This window comes from Paenibacillus rhizoplanae (genome assembly GCF_042684125.1).
Taxonomy (GTDB): Bacteria; Bacillota; Bacilli; order Paenibacillales; family Paenibacillaceae; genus Paenibacillus_AQ; species Paenibacillus_AQ rhizoplanae.
The window spans coordinates 1-21,475 of the sequence record NZ_JBHUKY010000008.1 but is presented as its reverse complement, the minus strand read 5'-3'; the positions used below and the strand labels follow the sequence as shown (position 1 = coordinate 21,475).

The window sequence follows — 21,475 nt, the reverse complement described above, 5'->3', positions numbered from 1 at the left end:
GCGCTTTTATTATGCATTTATATATTCGCAGCTATTCATTAAGACAACCGGCCGCTGAAGTCACTGTATTCGAACTCGCGGATCACCTTGATGCCTTCTTCTTCATTATAAGAAGCGATGGCCGGCAGGTTCACACCGTTGAACATGTGGTTCTTCACCATGGAATAGTGCGCCATGTCGGTGAAGATCAGCTTGTCGCCGTATTTGAGCGGCTCCGGGAAGGAATAATCGCCGATGACATCCCCTGCCAGGCAGGTCATGCCGCCAAGTCTGTACGTATGCGCGAATTCGCCCGGCATTCCGGCACCGATAATGCCCGGACGGTAAGGCATCGCCAGCACATCCGGCATATGGCATTCCGCCGAAGTATCGAGAATCGCGATATCCATGCCGTTATGCATCGTGTCGAGTACAGTCGCTACCAGATAACCGGTATTGAGGGCAATCGCTTCGCCCGGCTCCAGATAGATCTCTACATTATAAGTCTCTTTCATATGCAGAATGCACTTGATCAGTGTCTCCAGATCATAATCAGGACGGGTAATGTGATGACCGCCGCCGAAGTTCAGCCATTTCATGTTATGCAGATACGGGCCGAACTTCTCTTCTACCACCCTAAGCGTACGCTCCAGCGTGTCCGAGTTCTGCTCGCACATCGTGTGGAAATGTAGCCCGTCAATGCCGTCCAGCTCATCCGGCCGGAAGTTCGGCAGGGTTACGCCCATACGGGAGAAGTTGTAGCAAGGGTCATACAGCGGCACTTCAATCTCGGAATATTCCGGATTGACGCGAATGCCGCAGCTGATCTTCTTCGGTGCGTTCTGCACCCGCTCCTTGAACCGATTCCATTGGTCGAACGAGTTGAACACCATGTGGTCGCTGTAGCGAAGCAGCTCATCGAATTCGCGGTCCACATAAGCCGGAGCATAGACATGGACCTCTTTGCCCATCTCCTCGAAGCCCAGCCGGGCTTCGAACAGGGAGCTGGAGGTTACGCCATGCAGGTATTTGCCGACCAGAGGGTACATGGCGTGCATGGAGAAGCCTTTTTGCGCAAGAAGAATCTTGGCTCCGCTCTTCTCCTGTACATAATTCAGGGTCTCCAGGTTCTTCGTCAGCAGCCGTTCATCCACCAGATACGCAGGGGACGGCAGATTGCTGATATCAATATCGATGTCCTTGTTCTTCATGGTCATGCGCCTTAATCCAGCAGCGTCGGCGAGAAATCTTCTTGCCAAGGCAGACCGTGTTTGTTAAGGGCATCCATGAATGGATCTGGGTCGAACTCTTCGATATTGTGTACGCCCGGCTTGTTCCAGATGCCTTTGATAATCATCATCGCCCCGATCATTGCAGGAACGCCGGTAGTGTAGGAAATGGCCTGTGAGCCAACCTCTCTGTAGCACTCTTCGTGATCGCAGACATTGTAGACATAATAGGTTTTAGGCTGGCCGTCTTTGGTTCCTTGAATGATACAGCCGATATTGGTTTTACCTTTGGTTCTTGGTCCCAATGAAGCCGGGTCAGGCAGAATGGCCTTCAGGAACTGCAAAGGAATAATCTCTTTACCTTCGTAATTAATTGGCTCAATAGAAGTCATGCCGACATTCTCAAGCACCTTCAGGTGAGTCAGATAGTTCTGCGAGAAGGTCATCCAGAAGCGGATTTTTTTGACGCCAGGAATGTTAACTGCCAAGGATTCTAACTCTTCATGGTACAAAAGGTAGATATCCTTCGGGCCGATCTCCGGGAGATCGTATACTTTCTTCTCGGACAGCGGCGCTGTCTCAATCCACTCGCCATTCTCGAAGTAACGTCCGTTCGCAGTAATCTCGCGGATATTAATCTCAGGATTGAAGTTGGTCGCGAACGGATAACCATGGTCGCCCGCATTCGCATCCACAATATCAATCGTATGAATCTCGTCAAAATAATGCTTCTGCGCATAAGCCGTGAATACGCCGGTTACGCCAGGGTCAAAGCCGCTGCCGAGCAGCGCCGTAATTCCGGCCTTCTCAAACCGTTCCTTATACGCCCACTGCCAGGAATATTCAAACTTCGCGGTATCTTGCGGTTCGTAGTTGGCTGTATCTACATAATGCACTCCGGTAGCCAGGCAGGCATCCATGATCGTCAGATCCTGGTAAGGGAGAGCCACATTAATCACGACATCCGGCTGGAAGCTCTTGATCAGCTCAATGACTTCTTCCGTGTTGTCAGCATCCAGCTTGGCCGTAGAAATCTTAGTCAGGCCCCCGTCCAGCTTCTCTTTGAGCGCATCGCACTTAGACACCGTACGGCTGGCAATGCAGATCTCTTCGAATACATCCGGGTTCTGGCAGCATTTATGAACAACAACGCTCGCTACACCGCCAGCGCCAATAATTAACGCTTTTCCCAAATTAATAACCCCCTAATTATGCTTAAGTTATTAGTTATTAGCCTTGCTGCTCTGGAACAGGCTACATCCTATGAAAAATCAACAACGCTGATTATACAGAAACTTTCTCAATAAATCAATAAAATCCGACAAAAACTGTGATCTTCCGTGTAAAATCTGCAGTTTTCTCCATTAATACTCTGTAATTCACTTCATTACACTGAAATCCTTCGTTTTCCTTCGCTTTTAACCTTAATAAATTGAAACCCAGCTTAGGGTCCCGTCCACATGCCAGTCCATCAGGCCAACCGGATAATTATATCACAATGGCGGTGTTGTTCAACTTTTTTATTTCAAATTTAAGCAAGGTCAGCCGGACAAAAGTGTAAATGAGGCACATTATAATAAATTACCCGTTTTTCGCTGCCGTTAACTGATCATTGTAAAGGCCGCCCAGTGTTGACTGATCCGGTCTGTTCTATCCGCTTATTATGCGTAACCCTGTCTTTCCCATACCTCGGTCATACTTGAGCGTAGCGGGATTAATGCGACCTCATCGCAGACGGCGGCTGTCCGCTGAGCTGCTTGAAGGCTTTGCTGAAATGAAACTCATCGCTGTACCCGCAGGCGGCCGCAATCTCCTTCAGGGTTAGCCTGGTGTAGAGCAGCTGCTTCTTCGCATGCTCATAGCGGATTTCACTTAAATACCCTTTGGGACTCTGATGCAGATATTGCTGAAAAAGACTGCGGACATACGAGGAGGATATGCCGTAGCGCACCGCCAGCTCATGGATCTGCAAGGGTTCACTATAGCGCCGCTCCAGCTCCTCCTTCATCCGCATGAACAGTTCATAGCCCTGTCCACGGTCTGGATGGCCGCCATCCTTAGCCTGAAATATTTCGTACAAAAGCTCATAGAGCAGCGCCTGAGTCTTAAGCTGGCTCCCGGAACTGCCGGGAACAAAATCGCCAGTAATCCGGCGGAACAGCTGACTCAGCGCTCTGCCCGGCTCCCTCCCCGGCTTCAGGTGAAACGGCAAGGGCAATTCATGAAGCGGCTCTACCCTCCCCTGATTGTCCGCAGAAGGGGATAGCGTATACAGCGAGAGCAGAATCATGGTGATGCGCAAAGGCTCCCCGCCTCCGCTGCTCATCTCCATCGACAGTCCCGGCCGCAGATAGAACAGCATGTCCGGCGACACCGGATGCTCCTCTGTGTCTGTCCGGAACACTCCCTCCCCTTCCTGAATCCAGTACAGACTGTGTACATGTATATTCTGACGGATATCCTTCCAGTGCGGGAAGGTTGTCTTGTCATGAATCCAGTGGATATCCATCACCAGATTCTGCGGAATCTCCTCCATGTATAGCTCCTCCGTTTCTCAGCCTGCCATTTACCAGGGATGGGATATTGAAGCGTTTTTGACATGCCAATTCTGTTCATTATACCATGCCACTCCCCTGCATTCATTGCTACACTTAGGACATTAACGGCTGGAATGATGAAGGAGAGAAACCATATGACTGAAACCTTATCCACTAAGGCACAAGCCCTGGATTACATGCCCTGGATTGGCCTGTCCGAACAAGAACGGCTTCAGCAGGACCGGCACCAGCAGCAGCTTGCTTCCGATTATCCCTGCACCTTCGGGGAAGCCTGCTTCGTCTCGCCGCAAGCCATCGTATTGCCGGATAAGCTTACGCTTGGCGACCGGAGCTACATCGCCGGAGGTGCGATTGTCCGCAGTACACGGCTGGTTACGGGCAGCGACTGCTCTATTAACAGCTATAGCGTATTGTCAGGCGATATTACCATGGGGAATGGCGTGCGGATCGCTTCCCATGCAAGTCTATACGGCTTCAATCACGGCTATGCTGTGACGGATGTTCCGGTCTTCCGCCAGCCTTTGACAGTCAAGGGTATTGTCATAGGAGATGATGTGTGGATCGGGGCGGGTGCCGTGATTCTTGACGGAGTGCGGATCGGCTCGCACAGCATTGTTGCGGCGGGGGCGATAGTAACCCGCGATGTACCGGCGTACAGCATTGTCGGCGGCAATCCGGCCAAGCTGATCCGCAGCCGGCTGGCTGGGGAGGCAGCTACAACGGCTGAGCCAATGACAGCCAAGGAGGATTCAGTAGTGAGCATTAAGGATAGCATGGAAAGTGAGGCGAGAAGTTTGGGAGAAGATACAGAGTATTCGAAGCAAGGCGCAGGGCCGCGTGCTGGAGATGCCCCCGTTTTCAGGACAATGTATGAGCAGTTGGCGGACTTCAGCAAGCAGGTGCAGGTGCAGCTAACTCCCCTGCTGGGGTTCTACTTCGCAACGATAGAGGGAGAGAAGCTGTTCCGGGACCGGCCGGGAGCGGGGCGGACCGTACGGGCGTACTGCGATGCCGTGGAGATTGCTGCGATGTTCGGCAATCTGCCGCCTGGCTGGACGAAGGAGGAGCTGATCACAACATTAGAGTCATTCCAGGACAGCCGGACCGGATTATTGCCCGATCCATGGTCGCTGCCCGGACCGGAAGACCGGCCGGAGCTGTTAACCGACCATCTCTCGCGCTATCATCTTCTCGCTGTAGGCTACGCGCTTGAGGTGTTAGGTTCTACTCTGCCCTATCCCGTTGCCGTTGCCGAGAAAATGGATACTGCTACACTGTATCAGCAGCTTAATAGTCTACCCTGGGCGGACAATGCCTGGGGCGCTGGCGACTGGATTGACTGCTACGCTACCGGCCTGTATCACAACCTGAAGTCCTTCGGCTCCGGCAAGCGCCCGGATGATCTGTTCGGCTGGCTGGCGACGCATTGCCGCCGGGACTCCGGGTTGTGGGGTCTGCCTACTGCGAAGGAGGGCTGGCTGCAGCCGGTGAACGGCTTTTACCGGCTTACACGCGCTACCTATGCCCAATTCGGCCTGCCCCTGCCGTACCCGGAGCGCAGCATTGATACCGTGCTGGCTCACAGCCGGGACCGCCGCTTCTTCCGTCTGGAAGCGCTGAATGCCTGCAACGTGCTGGATGTTGTCCACCCGCTCTGGCTCTGCCAGAAGCAGAGTGATTATCGGCAGGCAGAGATCCGCACCTGGGCGGAGAAGCTGCTCGGCGAAGTGCTGCCCTTCTGGGTTCCCGGACGCGGCTTCGCCTTCCAGCTGTCGCGGCAGCAGGAGACCGGCCTGCAAGGCACGGAGATGTGGCTAAGCATCATCTGTCTGCTGGCGGACCTATGCGGGTTAAGCTCAGCCCTGAGCTACTCCCCTAAGGGAGTGCACCGCCTGGAGCCTGCTTACGCATTATCCGTGGAGTAATGCTGCTAAATAAACCTATTTTACAAACAGAAACGGTACCGTCGCTTTAAAGGACAGTACCGTTTTTTAGATCTATAAGCGCATCATTCACGCCCCCCAGTCACTTTCGGCGATTTCAGGGGCACTTTTGCTCCTCATTCGCGCTTTTTACTATTGCCCGAAGCCGACACGCGGACGCTCGCGTTCCTTGGTCTGCACATCTACCGCCCGGATCGAGGTAATGGGAATGTAGAGGGTCTGATATTCCGTACTGTATTTCACAAACCGCTCGTCCAGCTCCTTGAGTACGCCTCCCTTAACACTCGTACCATCCAAAAAATGAATATGAACTTCCTGTCCCTTCAGTGCTTCCAGCATGCTCTTCCTCTCCTTCGTCTCACAGATGGGTGATGATCGTGTCAATAATTCCGTATTCCAGTGCCTCCTCAGCCGACATGAAATAATCCCGGTCCATATCCTTCTCCACCTTCTCCGGCGGCTGTCCGGTCCGCTGCGCGGTGATCCCGACAATCTTCTCACGGATCTGGAGAATACGTCTGGCGCTGATGGCAATATCGCTGGCCTGCCCCTGCGCCCCGCCATGCGGCTGATGGATCATAATCTCGCTGTTGGGCAGCGCGGACCGTTTGCCAGTTGCTCCCGCCAGCAGCAGCAGTGAAGCGAACGAAGCAGCAAAACCGGTACAGATCGTGTTGACTTGAGGTTTAATTACCTGCATCGTATCATAAATACCAAAGCCTGCGGTAGTCGAACCTCCCGGGCTGTTAATGAACATCTGAATATCCTTCTCCGGCTCATCCGCCGCGAGGAACAGCAACTGGGCAATAATGCTGTTAGCCAGCCCGTCATCGATTGCCGCACCCACGAATACAATCCGGTCCTTCAGCAGCCTGGAATAGATATCATAGGACCGCTCTCCTCTGGCCGTCTGTTCAATCACATAGGGGATTACGCTCATTCTGGTGTGCCTCCTCTGATCTGTTTTAGTGTGGATACCCTGTAAACGGTCAGCCTGCCCGAAAAGATACGGAAGACGCAGCGTGTGCGGAAATAGCGGGAGTGCGTATCTTTTACATTGTGCCGTTCGTTTATATAATAGAAGCAACACAACCCATCGAAGGAGAGGGCCACTATGACGATGCTTGAACATCACCGGACAACGGATATGATAGCTATGGATACAAGACATCTGGAGGAGCTGGGAACAACACTCCAGCGTTACTGCCTGTCGCTCACCCGCTCCCGCTTCGACGCCGACGATCTGGCGCAGGAGACCTGGGCCAAAGCGCTGGGCTACCGCAAGTTCACCGTCAGCCCCAATCCCGAAGCCCTGCTGCTGCGGATTGCCAAGAATACCTGGATTGACGCCTCCCGCCGCCAGGGGTCGCTCATCCGTGCCATGGAAAGGTCTGGAGTGTCATCCGATCCAGCTTCTGCGGCGGCAGCCCTAGAGGAGCTGACCGAGACGGAGCTGACCTTTCAGGCGCTGCTCGCCCATCTCTCGCCGCCGCAGCGGACCGCCTGGGTCCTCCGCGATGTGCTGGGGTATTCAGCCGCCGAGTCCGCCGGACTCTTGGCAACCACGGAAGGCGCGGTAAAAGCGGCGCTTCACCGTGCACGCCAGGCCTTGAGCAAGGTCCGGGAGGAGCTGATCCAGCATGAAGGTCCCGCGCTTCCGCAGGATGCCGATTACCGGGGGTATCTGCGGGCGCTGGCTGAGGCCTATGAACAAGGGCAGATTCCAGTATTGCTGGAGCTGCTCCGCCAGGAGAACGCCGGGGAGGTAACCGCTGCTGTAAGCACCTTTACGGTTCAGTCCGTATATTCCGTGTACACAGACAACGCGAGATATGCCCTCACCCATGGAGCGCCTGCATACGGTGAGCTTCGGATGGCTGCATAATACGGATGAATGGAGCAGTAGCTCTGACTATAACTTAGGAGAGGTGATCCCATGAAGAAGGTGCTTGTGCTTGGAGGAACGAGATTTTTCGGCAAAAGACTGGTGGAGCTGCTGATCCAGGACCAGGGCAGCGAGGTCACCATTCTCACCCGGGGCCTAACCGAGGATACCTTCGGTGAGCGTGTCACCCGGCTGGCTGTGGACCGGACGGATGAAGCGGCGCTTGAGCGGGCTGTCTTGGATACCGTGTGGGATATCGTCTACGATAACATTTGCTACACGCCGGATGAGGCTGCGGCGGCTGTGCGGATCTGGGCGGGGCGGGCCAAGCGGTATATCCTGACTTCCAGCTTATCGGTGTACGATCCACAGCCGGAGGCGCTGGCTGAAACGGACTTCGATCCTTGGCATTATCCGCTGAAGTCCGGCGGGAAGGCGGAGATCAGTTACCAGGAAGGCAAAAGGCAAGCCGAAGCGATTCTGCTTCAGACAGCAGATTTCCCGGTGGCTGCGGTACGTTTTCCGATTGTGCTGGGCACAGATGATTATACGCGCCGTTTGCATTTTCACATTAAGCATGTTCTGGCGGGTCAACCGATTGGCATCCCTAATCCGCAAGCGGAGATCTCGTTCATCCGTTCGGACGAAGCGGCTGATTTCCTGCATTGGCTGGGCCGGGAGGGCTCAGCCGTCACCGGGCCGGTGAACGCCTGCTCTGATGGCCCCCTCACCATTAGCGCCGTTATCTCCATCATCGAGCAGATCACCGAAAGGACAGCTACCGTCCAGAGTGAGGCGGCGGAAGCAGACCAATCGCCTTTTGGCATCGGAGCATCCTGGTTCATGGATACGGCAAAAGCCCGCAGCGCGGGCTTCAGCTTCCTATCCTTATCAGAGTGGTTCCCGGAGCTGGTCTCGTCGCTGACCCATTCACTTCGCCAGGACCAGTAAGTCCTCCGCCAGCTCTTTGGAGATTTCTTGCTGCGGTTCGTTAACAAGTATACTCAGGCCGGGCGCAGGCTTATCCTGCACCGGTATTCCCGCAGGCAGGGGCCGGTGAATTCCGGCTTCTGCCTTTTTTTCTGTCTGTGCCGTCAGCTCGGTATGGATCTTCCGCTGTAGCTCGACCTGGACTTCCCCTTCTGGCTCTGCGTACAGCTTCTTTTCGGATTCCTGCACCACCCCGCGAACCGTTGTACCTGCATGTGCTAAACTTGCATTTGAATCTGAAGCTGAAACTGGGTCTGGTTCTAGCTCAGACGCTGCTTCCAGCTCAAATTCGGCCTCAGCAGTCTCCGATATTTTGAACACATTGATCTCCCGGAACAGCCGCTGCGAGATTTCATTAATCTCCCCGGCCTGTCTTGCGATGTCCCCGATGGCCTGATCCTGCTGGGTGCTGGAAGCGTTAACCTCCTGAACCCCGGCCGCCGTCTGCTCAGCTACAGCCGCAACAGAATGTACAGATTCGGCCAGCTGCGAATTGAGGGTCCGGGTCTGTTCCACCTTATTGTGAATTTGCCCGATCTGTGTACTGATGCCTGTAATCGATTCGTCGATAGCGGCGAAGGAAGCCAGGGTCTGTTCCACCTGATGGTCCTGCTGCTCCAGACGGTCCCGGGTCTCCATCATATGTCCCTGGAAATCCGCCATACCGGCCCCAAGCTCCTGAATAATCCTGCTGATATGCACCGAGGAATCATTCGTCTGTATGGACAACTGCCGCACTTCATCGGCAATCACGGCGAAGCCTTTGCCTGCTGCCCCCGCCCTGGCAGCTTCAATCGCTGCGTTCAGTGAGAGAATATTCGTCTGCTTCGAGATTTCGGTGATCGAATGGGTAATACGCGAGATATCCTTGGACTGGCTCACCAGCTTGTCCAGCGCCCCGTAGACCTTGCTGATGGACACCCGAGAATCCTGGGAGCTCTGGCGCAGCGCCGTAACGGTCTCCGAGCCCTGCTGCCTGTTCCGGTTAGCGGCTTCACTCGTAGTCAGCATGACATCCGTATAATCGGTAATCTCCTGAACCCCGCAGGCCAGCTCCTCCAAGAGCTGCGTGCTCTGCTCCGACTGGCTGGCCTGCTGGTCTGCCCCAAGCGAAATTTCCTGTATGGTTCTTACAATATTCTGGTTCGTATGCGCTGTTACTGCCGAAGACTCTTGAAAAGATTGCGCATAATCGGCAAGCGAGCCTGCCGCTGACAAGGTCTGCCGCAGCATCCCCTGTACCCTGCCGACCATATGGTCGAAATGATGGCTCAGCTGTCCAAGCTCGTCATTATACGGGGAGTTAATCTGCTGCCGGAGATCGCCCTCCGCGATCTGTCTGAGCGCCGCCTGGAGCCTGCGCACTGGTGACAAGAACGAGCGGATCAGCAGCCAGGCGAGCACCAGCATGAACAGGGACACTGCAATCGCAGCGTATGTCACAATAGATACCGTATCATCCAGCAGGTCGAAGGAGACACCCTGGGCCTGATCGGCATTGGCGGCAGCAGCGGTGTACAGCTCCCCGTTCGTCTTCAGCATGTCCTGATTCAATGTGAGCCCCTTCGTATGTATAACATCGCTTGTCTCCAACACACTTAGCGGGTCCAGAGTCTCATCCGACAACACGGTTACCAGTTCCTGCGTTAGTTCCCCGTATGCTGCCGCCTGGTCAGCCAGAAGTCCGAGCATCTTGAAGGCAGGCGTGCCCTGCTCAAAATTCACCTTGGCGAGCTCGGCAGACAACTGCCGCTGCTTCTCCTGTAAAGGTTCTGCCTGCTCCAGATCGCTGGACTCAGCGAATGAAGTCTCTGCCCGGTTCAGCTCCTGCAGCTGCTGGGTGATGGTTGAGACGGTGATTCTATTCTCCATTTCGCTCTTCTGCCGTTCCATGGATTGCTCGACCTGCTTGATTTTATGTCCCTGGTACACAGCCACACCCAGAAAAATAAGTGTAATCGCCGAGAAACTCAAGATCAGCTTCCATTTCATCGAAAAGTGCAGTGGCTTCCCCTTCAAAAGTATCATCCCTTCATATCCAGCCTGATTGTGCAATAGGTATATTCTGCTAATACTCTCTAATTGTAAAAGCCGGATATTAATTGTCCTCCTAAGTTGTGTATGCGCAGCGTAAAGAATCTGTTGCGAAACTGTTAACAAAGCGGCAAAATTTAAGTAAATAGTAGGATTGGATGAAGAAATGTGGGGATGGGCAGCGGCCGGAAGTCCAAATGTTCACCGCAGTGACGATGAAGCTTCAAGTTCAAAGCTTAAGTGTTGCACAAATTGCAACTTTGATTCATGGATACTGGTGGAATGGCAGGATTGTTGTATAAAATGCAGGAATTCTCGCCGCCTAGCCACTTCGAGTAGAGGGAATGCTGTCATTTGTGCAACAATTCCGGATTGGCGTTATTTTATTGAAGGAGAAGTTGCTTAATGTGCAGGATTTCGATCGGCAGAGAGCAGACAGAGAACCGGAAGCAGAAGACAGAAGGGAATGAACCAGTATCTATGAGTAACGAAAATAGGCTTGCAGCTGCAACAAGAGAAGAGTTGAGAAATTGGCTGCTGGTGAACAGTACGGCGGAAGGTTCTTGCTGGGTAGAGGTCAGTATGAAGCCGCTCCCGGATACGCTGCTGTACCTGGACGCCGTAGAAGAAGCGCTGTGCTTCGGCTGGATTGACGGGGTGAAGAAGGTGAACGCTGAAGGCAAGCTGATGCAACGGCTGTCTCCACGCAGCAAACGGAGTTCATGGACGGAGCTTAATAAGGAGCGTGTCCGCCGCCTTGAGAAGCTGGGGTTGATGCGCGACGAGGGACGGCAATGCCTGCCTGATATGGATATCGAAGCTTTTCGAATCGATCCCGTGATTGAACATAGATTGAAGGAGGACCAGCAAGTGTATCGCCATTTTCTGGCCTTCCCGTCGCTGTATCAGCGGGTGCGGATCGACACCATCCAGAGCTATATCCGCCAGCCGGAGCTGTTCGAACGCAGATTGGACAAATTCATAGAGAATACCCGCGTGAACAAAATGTACGGAGAGTGGCACGACAACGGGCGTTTGCTGGATTATTAGTTCTGGTGGAATAAGTGTGGGGATATGTGATGGGTGCATTGAAAGTAACTGGGGTTCGCTCTGCATGATGGATAATACATGACGGAGATTACATAATGGATATTAGTTGGAAAAACGTATTTTATTCCAGGTCATTTGGAGCATCTGCGGAAATTAATTGGATTTATGACATTTATTTTCGTGAAAACTCCCTCTATGGCTCTGATGCCAGCATATTAAGTGCCTTTTTTCCAACTATGACAGGGTGTGGCCCCTTCCGCCCCTGAACAAGTGCCTGAAATCCAACTGTTTCCTGAGGAAGGGGCTGAGGTTGAAGATGAGGCTGGTGCTGATACTCGCACTGACGCTGAGGCTAATTGCAAATGTTAGTTGATACTGATGCAGCTAGCGCAGACGTTGACGCTTGTGCGGACATAGTGTGGATGCTAGTGCGGGTGTATGCGGAAAACCGAATACATTTACTGTTAATGTTACTGGCGTGGTGCAGACGCTGGCGCAACAGCCATACCCATGCCCAGCCCATGCCGCACCTGCCCTCTACAATCGCTTAATTTGAGCGATTCACTTCCATATCATAACAGGCCCCCGTAACCGGGGGCCTGTCCTCATTCAGCCGCCGCTACACTCACTCCCGGCGGTACACCCAGCCGCCGGCCTGGCACAGCGCCGTTAGCGCAAGCCCGGCAGCGCCGGCGCCAATGCGGCGGATCAGCGCCAGATCCGCCGGCGCTCCTGCGGCCAGGCCCGCGGCCGCAGGCAGGGCCATGAAGCCTGCCGGCTGCACGGACGCCATGTCCCAGGCGTCCGGCAGGCTGGCCAGGCCCGCGGCGCTAAGGCGCGCGATGTGGCGCAGCAGCATCTGCGCCGAGCCCGCCAGCAGCCCGGGCTCGCCGGCGAGATGCAGCCGGCCCGCCGGGGTCAGCACGACACGGCCGCCGACCGGCGTGTCATAGCTGCCGGGCGCAAGCCCGGCGAGGGCAACGGCATCGCTGACCAGCAGTGCCTGCCGGCCCTTGACCTTCATTGCCACCTTCAGCACCTCATCCGGGAGGTGGAAGCCGTCGGCGATCAGCGTGCACCACAACGCCTCTTCGGCGAGCTGGGTCCACAGATAGTTCGGATGGCGCGGCAGCATGGCATGGGCGCCATTGCCCAGATGCGTGGACAGCCGCGCTCCGGCGGCCACCGCCCCGGCAATCTGCGCGGCATCCGCTGACGTATGCCCGATAGAGACGGTGATCCCCTGCCGTACGCAGTGGCGGATGAATTCCGCGCTCCCCTCCCATTCGGGGGACAGCGTCACAAGGGAGATGCGTCCGCCCGCCGCCGCCTGCCACTGATCGAACAAGGCCGTGTCCGGCGGACGGATATGCTCCAGCGCGTGTGCCCCGCGCGGCCCGTCCTCCGGCGAGAGAAACGGGCCTTCCAGATGGATGCCCTTAATCGTCGCAGCGCTGGCATCATCCTCCTCACAGGCCCGGGCAATCGCCCGCATCGCTCCGAGAATGGTATACGGAGCGCCGGTAATTACAGTCGGGTAGAAGCCGGTTACCCCCTCCTTCCATACAGCGCGGACAGCCTCCTTAACGACCGCTGCGCTCAGCGCCGGATGGTTGAAGTCATATCCGCCGTAGCCGTTGATCTGCAGATCGACTAGACCCGGCGCAACCAGCGGCAGCTCTGCCCTTTCCTCCAGCGTCAGCTGCGTCTCCAGCGGTTCGATAGCAGCAATCAAGCCGTCTTCCACAGTAACCCGGACCGGTTCGCCTGTCCGGTAATGCAGCGCGTCAATGTTCATGAGAAGACCGCCCCGAAGGAGTCGGTGTCCACAAACATCCGGCAATCCCCATGCTCCCGCAAGATGGTGGACGGACATGCTGTAGAGATAGATTCATGCAGTGTGCGGGTAACCGCACCGCGCTTGGAAGCGCCCGGCACCATGCAGAACAGCCATTGCGCGGACAGCAGGACCGGAATCGTCAGCGTCAAGGCCTGCCGCGGCACTTCTGCCAGGCTGGGGAAGCATCCGTCATTCACCTGCTGGTTCCGGCAGACCTCATCCAGCACCACCAGCTTCACAGGAAGCGGGTCATTGAAGTCCGCCACGGGCGGATCATTGAAGGCCAGGTGGCCATTCTCCCCAATGCCGAGGCAGACTATATCTATCGGCGCTTCCGCCAGCAGCCGTCCGTAACGCTCAGCTTCGGCTTCCGCACCGGCGGCAGGATTCAGATAATGGACCGTTCCCGGCGAGACCTTGCCGAACAACGCCTCCCGGAGGAAGGTGCCGAAGCTCTGCGGCGAGCCTTCCGGCAGGCCGACATATTCATCCATATGAAATGCGGTAATCCGGCTCCAGTCCAGCTCCGGCGCAGCGGCAAGCTCCGCAAGGAATTCATTCTGGGAGGGTGCAGCGGCGAACACGATCCGCACCTGTGCCTTGGAGGCCAGCAGCGCCCGGATGGCCGCCGCCGCCTCACGCCCGGCAGCAGCTCCGAGCTGTGAGCGGTTCTCGTATACGCGGACAAGCATGGCACCTGACAGTTCTGTATGAATCGGTTTGATGTTCAGCATGGGTAGTGCCTCCTTGTGCCTGATGTCTGTGCGGACCGGTTGCCTTCCTCCCCCCGGAACTCTCCGGGTGTAGTGCCTGTATGCAGCTTGAAAAGCTTCGTGAAATAGCTTTTATTCTCATATCCAAGCTGCTCGGCAACCTGCTCCACACTCTGCGGAGACTGATCCAGCCATTCCTTGGCCTGCTCCATTTTGGTATGGGTAACATAGTGGATGAAGCTCATTCCGGTTTCCTTTTTGAACAGCCGGCTGAAATAGCTCGAATTCAAATGCGTGTATTCCGCCACCTCCTCCAGGGTGATTTTACGGTTCAGATGGCGGTCAACATACTGCTTCACCTTCTTGATCTCATCCCGGCGGGTCTCCTGATACATCTCGCGGATCACCGGCAGGCGTTCGTTGAAGAATTGTAGGGACCATTCCTCCAGATGATCCATATGATCAATCGCCGTCAGGGTATCATGCAGCAGCTCCAGGGAAAAGGTGGACTGGAATTGCTGGCGGGCCATCAGCCGCATCTGGTTATCGTAGAGCAGCTTGAGCATCCACTCCTTCACCTGGCGCGGCGCATACCGTCTGGCACGGATATAATCCATCCATTTCGACAGCAAGGCCGCAAGCCTGTCGGCCGCCTCCTCCAGGAAGGCCTCACGGATCTCCTGCGAGGCTTCGGCATAATGGAGGAACAGATCCTCCTCCGTGAACGGCAGGAGCGTCTTCAGACTGCTCAGCTCGCCCGGCTTCAGATAGAAGGCATATTCACGGCCTTGACTAAGCAGCTCAATGATCCCTTCCCGGAAATGCCCGCCGCCCGCCGGTATACACAAATATTGAAAGGAAGCCGTAACCCCCGGCAGAACTTGAATCGCGGAACGCAGCCTGCCGAGCATAGAGATATGGCCTGAGTCCGCGCCATTGCCCATCCCGCCGCTGAAGACGAGCACACAATCGCGCCCGCTGTAGGGCAAGCATACGGCAGCGGTGTCCTCCTGCCGCACGGCTTCGGCGGCGGATTCCACACATGACATTAGCGCAAGCTCCTCCGCTTCGTTCTCCCCGGCGTTGCCGCTGATCCGGCAGAGCACGGCTACATGGGCCGTGAGATCCGGCAGAATCCCCAGCTCGGCAGCATCCGCCCGCCATTCGCTGTCCGGCAGCTCCCGGGCAGCCATGCGCCGCAGCACACTTTGCTTCAGCAGCACCTTCTGGTTCTCGGCCATGCTTTTCCACTTCTGCGTCTGGGCTTTGTCGGCATCCCGGCGGCGCAAATCGTCGCCCAGTTCCCGCAGCAGCCCGGTAATCAGCTCGCGGCTGATCATCTCCTTCAAGATATAGTCGCTCACCATCAGCTTCACCGCCTGCTGGGCGTACGTGAAGTCATCCATGCAGGACAGTACCACCACACGCAGCTCTTCGCTGCGCAGCTTCAGCTCACGGATCAGCTCCAGACCATCCATATAGGGCATACCAATATCCGTAATGACAATATCGGGCATACCGGCCTGCGCTTTCTCCAGGGCAATCAGACCATTCTTGCAGGCAGAATGCAGCGTTAATCCAAGCTCGTCCCAAGGGATCACCGCCGAGAGAAAGTCCAGTACCGGCTGATCATCATCCACCAGCATTACGCTATACATCGCTTCCACGCTCCCTTTCATAGCCTTGATCCGGAATCTCTTCAGGCAGCCCGAACCGGAAGGTTGTCCCTTGTCCGGGCAGGCTGTCAATCGTGATCTGGAAGGCAGCACCGTAAGTCAGATACAGCCGCTCATAGACATTGGACATTCCGATATGGGCCAGTCTGCTGGACGGCATCGCTTCCTTCTCTTGCCATTCAGAGCTTAACTCGGCACGCAGGCGGCCTAGGGTCGCCTCATCCATTCCCTGCCCGTTGTCTTCGATCTCGATCAGCAGCCGGTGATCCTGCGTCCGGGTCCGGATCAGAATACGTCCGCTCTCCTGATGCAGACCATGAATGTAGGCATTCTCGATGACCGGCTGCAGCAGGAACCGGGGGATCTTCACGCCAAGACTCTCCGAGGTGCAGTCTGTATCCAGCGTAACCTCCTCGGACTGGCGGAAATTCAGCAGCTCCACATAACTCCTGACAATATGCAGCTCATCATGCAGAGTCGTGTACTCGTCCCGCTGTTGAATAGTCATCCGCAGCAGCCGGGAGAGTGAGAACAGCAGCTCCGCATTCTCCTCATCACCGCGCATTATGATGCGCAGGCGGATCGAATTCAGAATATTGAACAGGAAATGGGGATTGATCTGCGATTGCAGCATCGCCAGCTCGGCCTTGCGCTTCTGTGCCTGCTCCACCTTGATCTGGATAATCATCCGCTCCACCCGGTCCAGCATATGGTCGAAGGACTTGCCCAGCCGTCCGATCTCATCATAGCCGCGAACGCCTGAGCGGATGCCCAGCTCTCCCCGGTCCACCCGTGCCGCCACCTGATCCAGCCGGATCACCGGCTTCGTGAACTGCCGGACCAGCAGAACCAGGATCAGCAGGAAGAAGGCGCCCGATACGATCTGCACGGCACTGCTCCAGCGGTGGGTCGCACTGATCTGGCTCACGGCCTCGCGGTATGGCGCCAGGCTGACAATCCGGTAATTCCCGTAAGGAATCTCCAGGCTGCTCAGCAGATATTGCTCGCCCCGGTAATCCATGAACCCGGAATCCGCCGAATGCTTCACAGCATCCATAAGCGCGAACGGCTGGCCCAGCCGGGTCTTGTCCCTGGAGGCAAGGACGGTTCCGTCAGGCGCAATCAGCAGTGTCTCCTGCCCCTGCCGGCTGTCATTAAAAATCTGGCTGATCCGGCTCTCGGCAATACTAATGATCAATGTTGCATAGGTTGAATCGGAGGATAGCTTGAGATTCCTGGCAATAGTCAGCACCTGCGGGCTGCTTGGGGCAGCAGTCGGGATATAGTTGGCAAGCACACCCGCCCAATACAGCTCGAAGGCAGGCTGCTGGCGGGCTTGCTCCATCCAGGGCTGCTTCAGCAGTGCGCCAACATCCAGCTTGGCGTAAGCATAGTTTGAATAATATTGTCCATCTGAGGTGAGGACGGTGACGAACGTTTTTTCCATCATGGAGGTGACGCTGTTCAGCTTGTCCGTAACCTCTTTGAAATCGAGAATGTGCTTGGCGTTATCAGGCTCGTGCAGCTTATTGCGCTGCCAGTTTTCTTTGAGAATAAGGGTGATTCCCGGGTCGAACTGGATATAATTCGCCACCAGCACCATATTGCTGAGAAGGTTAGAGATATATAGGCTCTCCTGCTCCAGCGAACGGCGTTCATTCTGAATCACCTGGGAGCGGAGGATATGCTCGGTGTAGGAATTGGAGATATACAAGGTAATAGAGGCGGGAAGCAGCAGACAGAGCAGAGAAGCGACGAGCAGCTTATTGCGAAAACCGAGTCTCCATCCTCTAGGCAGCAATGGCAATCCCCCTTCACAATCAGACTATCGTTTTCTATGCCTCTATCATATCAGCTTTCCGCCTCCAGCAGCTCATTTCAATCTATTATTTCGGGCAAAAAAGGGCTATTCAGCACTTCCAATTTTTCACTTGTTGGCATCTACAATCTTCTGCAGCTCAGCCTGTGCTTTGCTGATCGTAGTCTCCAGATCCTGCTGTTTCAGGATGTACAGCTCGGTTTCTTTGGTAAAGGCCGTCTCCAGCTCGCCCTGATAGGTTGGCGGCACGCTGAGCGGTGCGGGCTTGGCATTCTTGATTACATAGGCCAGCGAGGTCTCGTCAATATTGTCGGGGCTGATCGCACCTGATTTGACGCCTGCAATGAACTTGTCCACATCCTGCTTCTTCCATGCGGAATATACATTCTGCATCTGCTCGCCTTCCGTGGAGTACCAGCGGATGAAATCATAGGCTTCCTGCTGATGGCCCGACTTCTCCAGAATGCCTACATAGTTGCCGTTGGCAATGCTGACTCCCGCAGGTTGTCCGGCACTGTTAGACGGCATCGGAGCGAACGCGGTGGTGAAGGTCGCCGGGAATTCTTCCGAGCCGCCTGCTTCGCCGATCATCCAGTTGCCGGTTACGATCATCGCGGCATGTCCGGTGAAGAATTCCGAGCGGTAAGCGAGCTTCTGGGAGATGGTGTCGGCATACGGCACCGCTACTCCCGATGCCTCTGCCTTGTTACGCAGCTCCAGCGATTGACGGATACCCGCACTGTCGATATTCACGACACCATTGTTGACCAGATTATTGTCCTTCTCCTGGTTAATGATTCCCAGCTCCCAGTACATGGCCCAGGTATGGAAATACGTACCGAAGGTCTTGGACGGACCGGTGCCGCTGGTCAGCTTGGCTGCGTAATCAAGATAATCGTCCCAGCTCCATTCGGTGGGAACGGCTAAGCCTGCCGCATCCAGCTTGTCCTTGTTCAGCAGGACGAAATAATTCTCCAGCGTATCCGGCAGGGCATACACTTTACCGTCAACGGACGGATCAACCGTATACTCGTCTGTCAGCGTGATGCCTTCCTTGCTGATCAGGTCATTCAGCGGAGCCAGCAGTCCGAGTCCGGCACGCTGTGAATAGTCGGTGGCCCCCGGCATGAAGACCACATCCAGGTTCTCGCCGGATGCGACGAGCAGATCCAGCTTCTTCATCCCGGCCACCGAATCACCGTTGTCAGCCAGCTCCACGTATTCCAGGGTAACTCCCGGATGGGAATCCTCGTACGCCTGCAGAATCGGTTCCATATCGGCCGCAGGCGACCAGTTGGCGACCTTGATCGTTACCGCTTCTGCGGAAGGTGCGGCACTCTCCCCCGCCTCCGGCGCAGCCGTACTGCCAGAAGTCGGAGCTGCGCCATTCGTGTTGTTTGAATTGCCGCAGCCCGCCAGAGCTACCAGAAGCACGATGATCCATACCAGAGCGAACACATTCTTTTTCATAACTAACACCCCTTCTAATGTGGTCTACAGTTCCATGCAGTTCTCATGTACTCCCTTAACCGTCCTATCCGCCCGCCTGTCTTCCGGTTATGCAGCTTCCGGGAACTTGCCAGCCCTCACCCCTTCACCCCCCCCAAGGAAATCCCTTCGATCACCTGCTTCTGCCCGAGGATGAATACCACCAGCAGCGGTACAATCGCCGAGACAGAGGCTGCCATGATCAGTGAATAGAAGGCTCCGTTACGGTCAGCGAAGGCATTCATGCCCAGTTGAAGCGTATAGAGGGTCTTGCTGTTCAGGAAGACCAGCGGCGTCTGGAAGTCATTCCAGGTCCAGATGAACCGCAGAATCGCATAAGTGGCTATCGCGGGCCGGACCAGCGGGAACAGAATCGAGAGGAAGATGCGGATATGTCCCGCGCCGTCGATCTGCGCCGATTCGATATACTCATTCGAGAGTGAAGCGAAAAACTGGCGGAGCAGAAACGTGCCCAGCACGCTGAATCCGCCCAGCAGAATCAGTCCCAGATGCGTATCGTACAGGCCGGTGGAGCGGAAGATAATGAACAGCGGCACCAGCGTGGCTTCCGCAGGAATCATATAAGTCGCCAGCACCACTACGAACAGTGCATTTCTGCCGGGAAAGCGGATTTTGGTGAAGCCGTAGGCCGCCATGCTGGACACCGCTACGGAGAGAAGTGTCGTGAGCGCCGTGACTTTAATCGAGTTCCAGTAATACAGGGTGAAGTTGGCTTTGCCGAACCAGACGGAATGATAGTTGAATGCCGCCCTCCATGTCTGCGGAATCCATTCGATCGGATACTTGAATACGTCGGCCTCAGGCTTGAGCGAAGCGGACAGCATCCATATAAAAGGGAGCAGAAACACAATGCCCAGCAGTGCCATGATCAGGGTGATGATGGCTTTTCCCCAGTCCAGATTGCCTATTCTCACAGGTATGTGCCTCCCTTATCTAGTAATTGACCCAATAACGCTGTCCCAGCCACTGCAGGCCGGTAATGGCAAGCACGATGACGAACAGAATCATGACCATGGATGAAGCATAACCGGTCTGAAGATCGACGAATGCGGTCTGGTACATGTCGTACACAACGACAGAAGTAGAGTTAGCCGGTCCGCCGTCCGTCAGCACCTTGACCAGGGCGAAGGATTTGAAATTGCCGATAATGCCGGTCACGAGCAGGAAAAAGGTCGTCGGCGTCAGCAGCGGAAAGGTAATGGAGCGGAACTGGGCGAACTTCGACGCGCCGTCTATCGTCGCCGCTTCATACAGATCGGCTGGAATATTCTTGATCCCGGCAATGTAGATAATCAGCGAGACCCCGAGGTCAATCCAGATCATCAGCAGCATGACCGATGGAAGCGCATACGTCGGATCGGCCAGCCATTTGGGCGGATTATCCACCCCGAGCGCCGACAGAAATCCGTTGACCGGACCGTACGAAGGATGGAAGAGTACCTGCCACACTACCGCCACAGCCACTACACTGGATATCTGGGGCATGAAGTAGATGACCTTGAAGGCACCCGGCGCATATACATGACTCGTGATAATTACCCCGAGGATCAGCGCGATCGCCATCCCGACGGGTACGGCCAGCAGCATAATGAAGTTATTGCCCAGTGACTTCAGGAACACCTCATCCTGAAACAGCTGACGGAAGTTATCCAGGCCGCTCCAGCGGATCTTATCGAAGCCGGTGACAAACGACCATTTGGTGAAGCTGAGCATGAAGGAGAATATCATCGGAATCAGTGTGAATACCAGTACCCCAAGCAGCATGGGACCGGTGAAAAAGTAGCCCATCCCCGCTTCGATCCGTTTTCTTTTTCTGCTGCCGGCGGTTGGTTTATTATGGGACTGCGGTAAGGTAACTGACGTCTTCAAAGGCTCTGTCCCCCCTCTTGCGTGATCTTATCTCTCATTATAGAAAAGCAAAGAATTTTACATAAGCTACGATCCTGACCCGTTCAGAAAAATTTTTACCTGCCGAAGACGGGAGTTGTCCATTAGAGCGTCTGGCCCGGCATAACGGACTGAGGCGCGCTTATTCCGGATGAAAGTCACCACTTGGGCCAAGGAACGGACCCCATGGGTTTAGAATGGTCCTTATTCTTGGAATTTCTACTCTAAACATCTTATAGAGAGATGATAAGGGCTACTCTGGGTTTAGAATAGATAGTAGACGCCACTTAACGGACGGAGGGATAATAAGGATCACGGAGGTGTGTTGCCATGGGTGAACAACGAAAACGGTACAATGAAGAG

Annotated in this window: 18 protein-coding genes; 5 read left to right on the top strand and 13 right to left on the bottom strand. The window is 55.2% G+C overall.

Annotation, left to right across the window (positions count from 1 at the left end; all coding sequences use genetic code 11):
* Window positions 1–38: 38 nt before the first annotated feature.
* The 3 genes from nspC to ACFSX3_RS02280 all read right to left on the bottom strand — a co-directional run bounded on the left by nspC (window position 39) and on the right by ACFSX3_RS02280 (window position 3,744).
* A complete protein-coding gene (gene nspC, locus ACFSX3_RS02290) occupies window positions 39–1,175 on the bottom strand; it encodes a carboxynorspermidine decarboxylase (RefSeq protein WP_209991237.1) in 1,137 nt (378 codons plus the stop codon).
* Between the two features lie 26 nt (window positions 1,176–1,201).
* A complete protein-coding gene (locus ACFSX3_RS02285; RefSeq protein WP_036702452.1) occupies window positions 1,202–2,401 on the bottom strand; it encodes a saccharopine dehydrogenase family protein in 1,200 nt (399 codons plus the stop codon).
* A 521-nt stretch (window positions 2,402–2,922) separates the two neighbouring features.
* Window positions 2,923–3,744 carry an AraC family transcriptional regulator gene (locus tag ACFSX3_RS02280; RefSeq protein WP_209991162.1) on the bottom strand — a complete coding sequence of 274 codons (822 nt, stop codon included), beginning with the start codon at window positions 3,742–3,744 and terminating at the stop codon, window positions 2,923–2,925.
* Between the two features lie 156 nt (window positions 3,745–3,900).
* Between ACFSX3_RS02280 and ACFSX3_RS02275 the strand changes: the two genes are divergently transcribed.
* Window positions 3,901–5,691, top strand: coding sequence for an acyltransferase (locus ACFSX3_RS02275; protein WP_209991164.1), 1,791 nt, complete (start codon window positions 3,901–3,903; stop codon window positions 5,689–5,691).
* A 150-nt stretch (window positions 5,692–5,841) separates the two neighbouring features.
* Here ACFSX3_RS02275 and ACFSX3_RS02270 read toward each other — a convergent pair whose 3' ends face one another.
* Window positions 5,842–6,048, bottom strand: coding sequence for a hypothetical protein (locus ACFSX3_RS02270; protein WP_209991166.1), 207 nt, complete (start codon window positions 6,046–6,048; stop codon window positions 5,842–5,844).
* A gap of 19 nt (window positions 6,049–6,067) precedes the next feature.
* Window positions 6,068–6,685, bottom strand: coding sequence for an ATP-dependent Clp protease proteolytic subunit (locus tag ACFSX3_RS02265; RefSeq protein ID WP_379312588.1), 618 nt, complete (start codon window positions 6,683–6,685; stop codon window positions 6,068–6,070).
* Between ACFSX3_RS02265 and ACFSX3_RS02260 the strand changes: the two genes are divergently transcribed.
* From ACFSX3_RS02260 to ACFSX3_RS02250, 3 genes are read left to right on the top strand one after another with little or no spacing between them, the layout of a single operon-like run.
* The gene (locus ACFSX3_RS02260) at window positions 6,678–6,827 is read left to right on the top strand and encodes a Kazal-type serine protease inhibitor domain-containing protein (RefSeq protein ID WP_379258863.1); all 150 of its coding nucleotides are present in this window, start codon (window positions 6,678–6,680) and stop codon (window positions 6,825–6,827) included. The two genes, ACFSX3_RS02265 and ACFSX3_RS02260, sit on opposite strands and share 8 nt — an antisense overlap.
* On the top strand, window positions 6,824–7,594 hold the full coding sequence (locus ACFSX3_RS02255) for an RNA polymerase sigma factor (protein WP_209991168.1): 771 nt from the start codon (window positions 6,824–6,826) through the stop codon (window positions 7,592–7,594). The genes ACFSX3_RS02260 and ACFSX3_RS02255 overlap by 4 nt, the downstream gene beginning before the upstream one ends.
* Window positions 7,595–7,645: 51 nt before the next feature.
* On the top strand, window positions 7,646–8,545 hold the full coding sequence (locus tag ACFSX3_RS02250) for an NAD-dependent epimerase/dehydratase family protein (RefSeq protein WP_209991170.1): 900 nt from the start codon (window positions 7,646–7,648) through the stop codon (window positions 8,543–8,545).
* Here the strand turns inward: ACFSX3_RS02250 and ACFSX3_RS02245 are convergent.
* The gene (locus ACFSX3_RS02245; RefSeq protein ID WP_379312559.1) at window positions 8,525–10,603 is read right to left on the bottom strand and encodes a methyl-accepting chemotaxis protein; all 2,079 of its coding nucleotides are present in this window, start codon (window positions 10,601–10,603) and stop codon (window positions 8,525–8,527) included. The genes ACFSX3_RS02250 and ACFSX3_RS02245 overlap by 21 nt on opposite strands.
* A gap of 495 nt (window positions 10,604–11,098) precedes the next feature.
* On the opposite strand from ACFSX3_RS02245, the gene ACFSX3_RS02240 reads away from it, so the two are divergent.
* Window positions 11,099–11,668, top strand: coding sequence for a YdeI/OmpD-associated family protein (locus tag ACFSX3_RS02240; protein WP_209991174.1), 570 nt, complete (start codon window positions 11,099–11,101; stop codon window positions 11,666–11,668).
* Between the two features lie 625 nt (window positions 11,669–12,293).
* On the opposite strand, the gene ACFSX3_RS02235 is transcribed toward ACFSX3_RS02240, so the two are convergent.
* From ACFSX3_RS02235 to ACFSX3_RS02205, 7 genes are all read right to left on the bottom strand, one after another.
* Window positions 12,294–13,466 carry an N-acetylglucosamine-6-phosphate deacetylase gene (locus ACFSX3_RS02235; protein WP_209991176.1) on the bottom strand — a complete coding sequence of 391 codons (1,173 nt, stop codon included), beginning with the start codon at window positions 13,464–13,466 and terminating at the stop codon, window positions 12,294–12,296.
* Window positions 13,463–14,242 (bottom strand): 6-phosphogluconolactonase, encoded by a 780-nt coding sequence (locus tag ACFSX3_RS02230; protein ID WP_209991178.1) that lies wholly within the window; start codon window positions 14,240–14,242, stop codon window positions 13,463–13,465. Before ACFSX3_RS02230 ends, ACFSX3_RS02235 begins: the two co-directional genes overlap by 4 nt.
* Entirely contained in the window at window positions 14,236–15,879 is a 1,644-nt protein-coding gene (locus ACFSX3_RS02225) for a response regulator transcription factor (RefSeq protein WP_209991180.1), read from the bottom strand. Before ACFSX3_RS02225 ends, ACFSX3_RS02230 begins: the two co-directional genes overlap by 7 nt.
* On the bottom strand, window positions 15,872–17,698 hold the full coding sequence (locus ACFSX3_RS02220; protein WP_209991182.1) for a cache domain-containing sensor histidine kinase: 1,827 nt from the start codon (window positions 17,696–17,698) through the stop codon (window positions 15,872–15,874). The genes ACFSX3_RS02225 and ACFSX3_RS02220 overlap by 8 nt, the downstream gene beginning before the upstream one ends.
* A gap of 126 nt (window positions 17,699–17,824) precedes the next feature.
* Window positions 17,825–19,186 carry an ABC transporter substrate-binding protein gene (locus tag ACFSX3_RS02215; RefSeq protein WP_209991184.1) on the bottom strand — a complete coding sequence of 454 codons (1,362 nt, stop codon included), beginning with the start codon at window positions 19,184–19,186 and terminating at the stop codon, window positions 17,825–17,827.
* A 116-nt stretch (window positions 19,187–19,302) separates the two neighbouring features.
* Window positions 19,303–20,091, bottom strand: coding sequence for a carbohydrate ABC transporter permease (locus tag ACFSX3_RS02210; protein WP_173139144.1), 789 nt, complete (start codon window positions 20,089–20,091; stop codon window positions 19,303–19,305).
* A gap of 67 nt (window positions 20,092–20,158) precedes the next feature.
* On the bottom strand, window positions 20,159–21,013 hold the full coding sequence (locus ACFSX3_RS02205) for a carbohydrate ABC transporter permease (RefSeq protein WP_209991239.1): 855 nt from the start codon (window positions 21,011–21,013) through the stop codon (window positions 20,159–20,161).
* Window positions 21,014–21,475: the final 462 nt, after the last annotated feature.

Coding starts and splice junctions, on each gene's coding strand:
- ACFSX3_RS02280 (WP_209991162.1), bottom strand. CDS start 3,744: ATGGAGGAGATTCCGCAGAATCTGGTGATGGATATCCACTGGATTCAT.
- ACFSX3_RS02275 (WP_209991164.1), top strand. CDS start 3,901: ATGACTGAAACCTTATCCACTAAGGCACAAGCCCTGGATTACATGCCC.
- ACFSX3_RS02270 (WP_209991166.1), bottom strand. CDS start 6,048: ATGCTGGAAGCACTGAAGGGACAGGAAGTTCATATTCATTTTTTGGAT.
- ACFSX3_RS02255 (WP_209991168.1), top strand. CDS start 6,824: ATGACGATGCTTGAACATCACCGGACAACGGATATGATAGCTATGGAT.
- ACFSX3_RS02250 (WP_209991170.1), top strand. CDS start 7,646: ATGAAGAAGGTGCTTGTGCTTGGAGGAACGAGATTTTTCGGCAAAAGA.
- ACFSX3_RS02240 (WP_209991174.1), top strand. CDS start 11,099: ATGAGTAACGAAAATAGGCTTGCAGCTGCAACAAGAGAAGAGTTGAGA.
- ACFSX3_RS02235 (WP_209991176.1), bottom strand. CDS start 13,466: ATGAACATTGACGCGCTGCATTACCGGACAGGCGAACCGGTCCGGGTT.
- ACFSX3_RS02230 (WP_209991178.1), bottom strand. CDS start 14,242: ATGCTGAACATCAAACCGATTCATACAGAACTGTCAGGTGCCATGCTT.
- ACFSX3_RS02225 (WP_209991180.1), bottom strand. CDS start 15,879: ATGTATAGCGTAATGCTGGTGGATGATGATCAGCCGGTACTGGACTTT.
- ACFSX3_RS02215 (WP_209991184.1), bottom strand. CDS start 19,186: ATGAAAAAGAATGTGTTCGCTCTGGTATGGATCATCGTGCTTCTGGTA.
- ACFSX3_RS02210 (WP_173139144.1), bottom strand. CDS start 20,091: ATGGCACTGCTGGGCATTGTGTTTCTGCTCCCTTTTATATGGATGCTG.
- ACFSX3_RS02205 (WP_209991239.1), bottom strand. CDS start 21,013: ATGGGCTACTTTTTCACCGGTCCCATGCTGCTTGGGGTACTGGTATTC.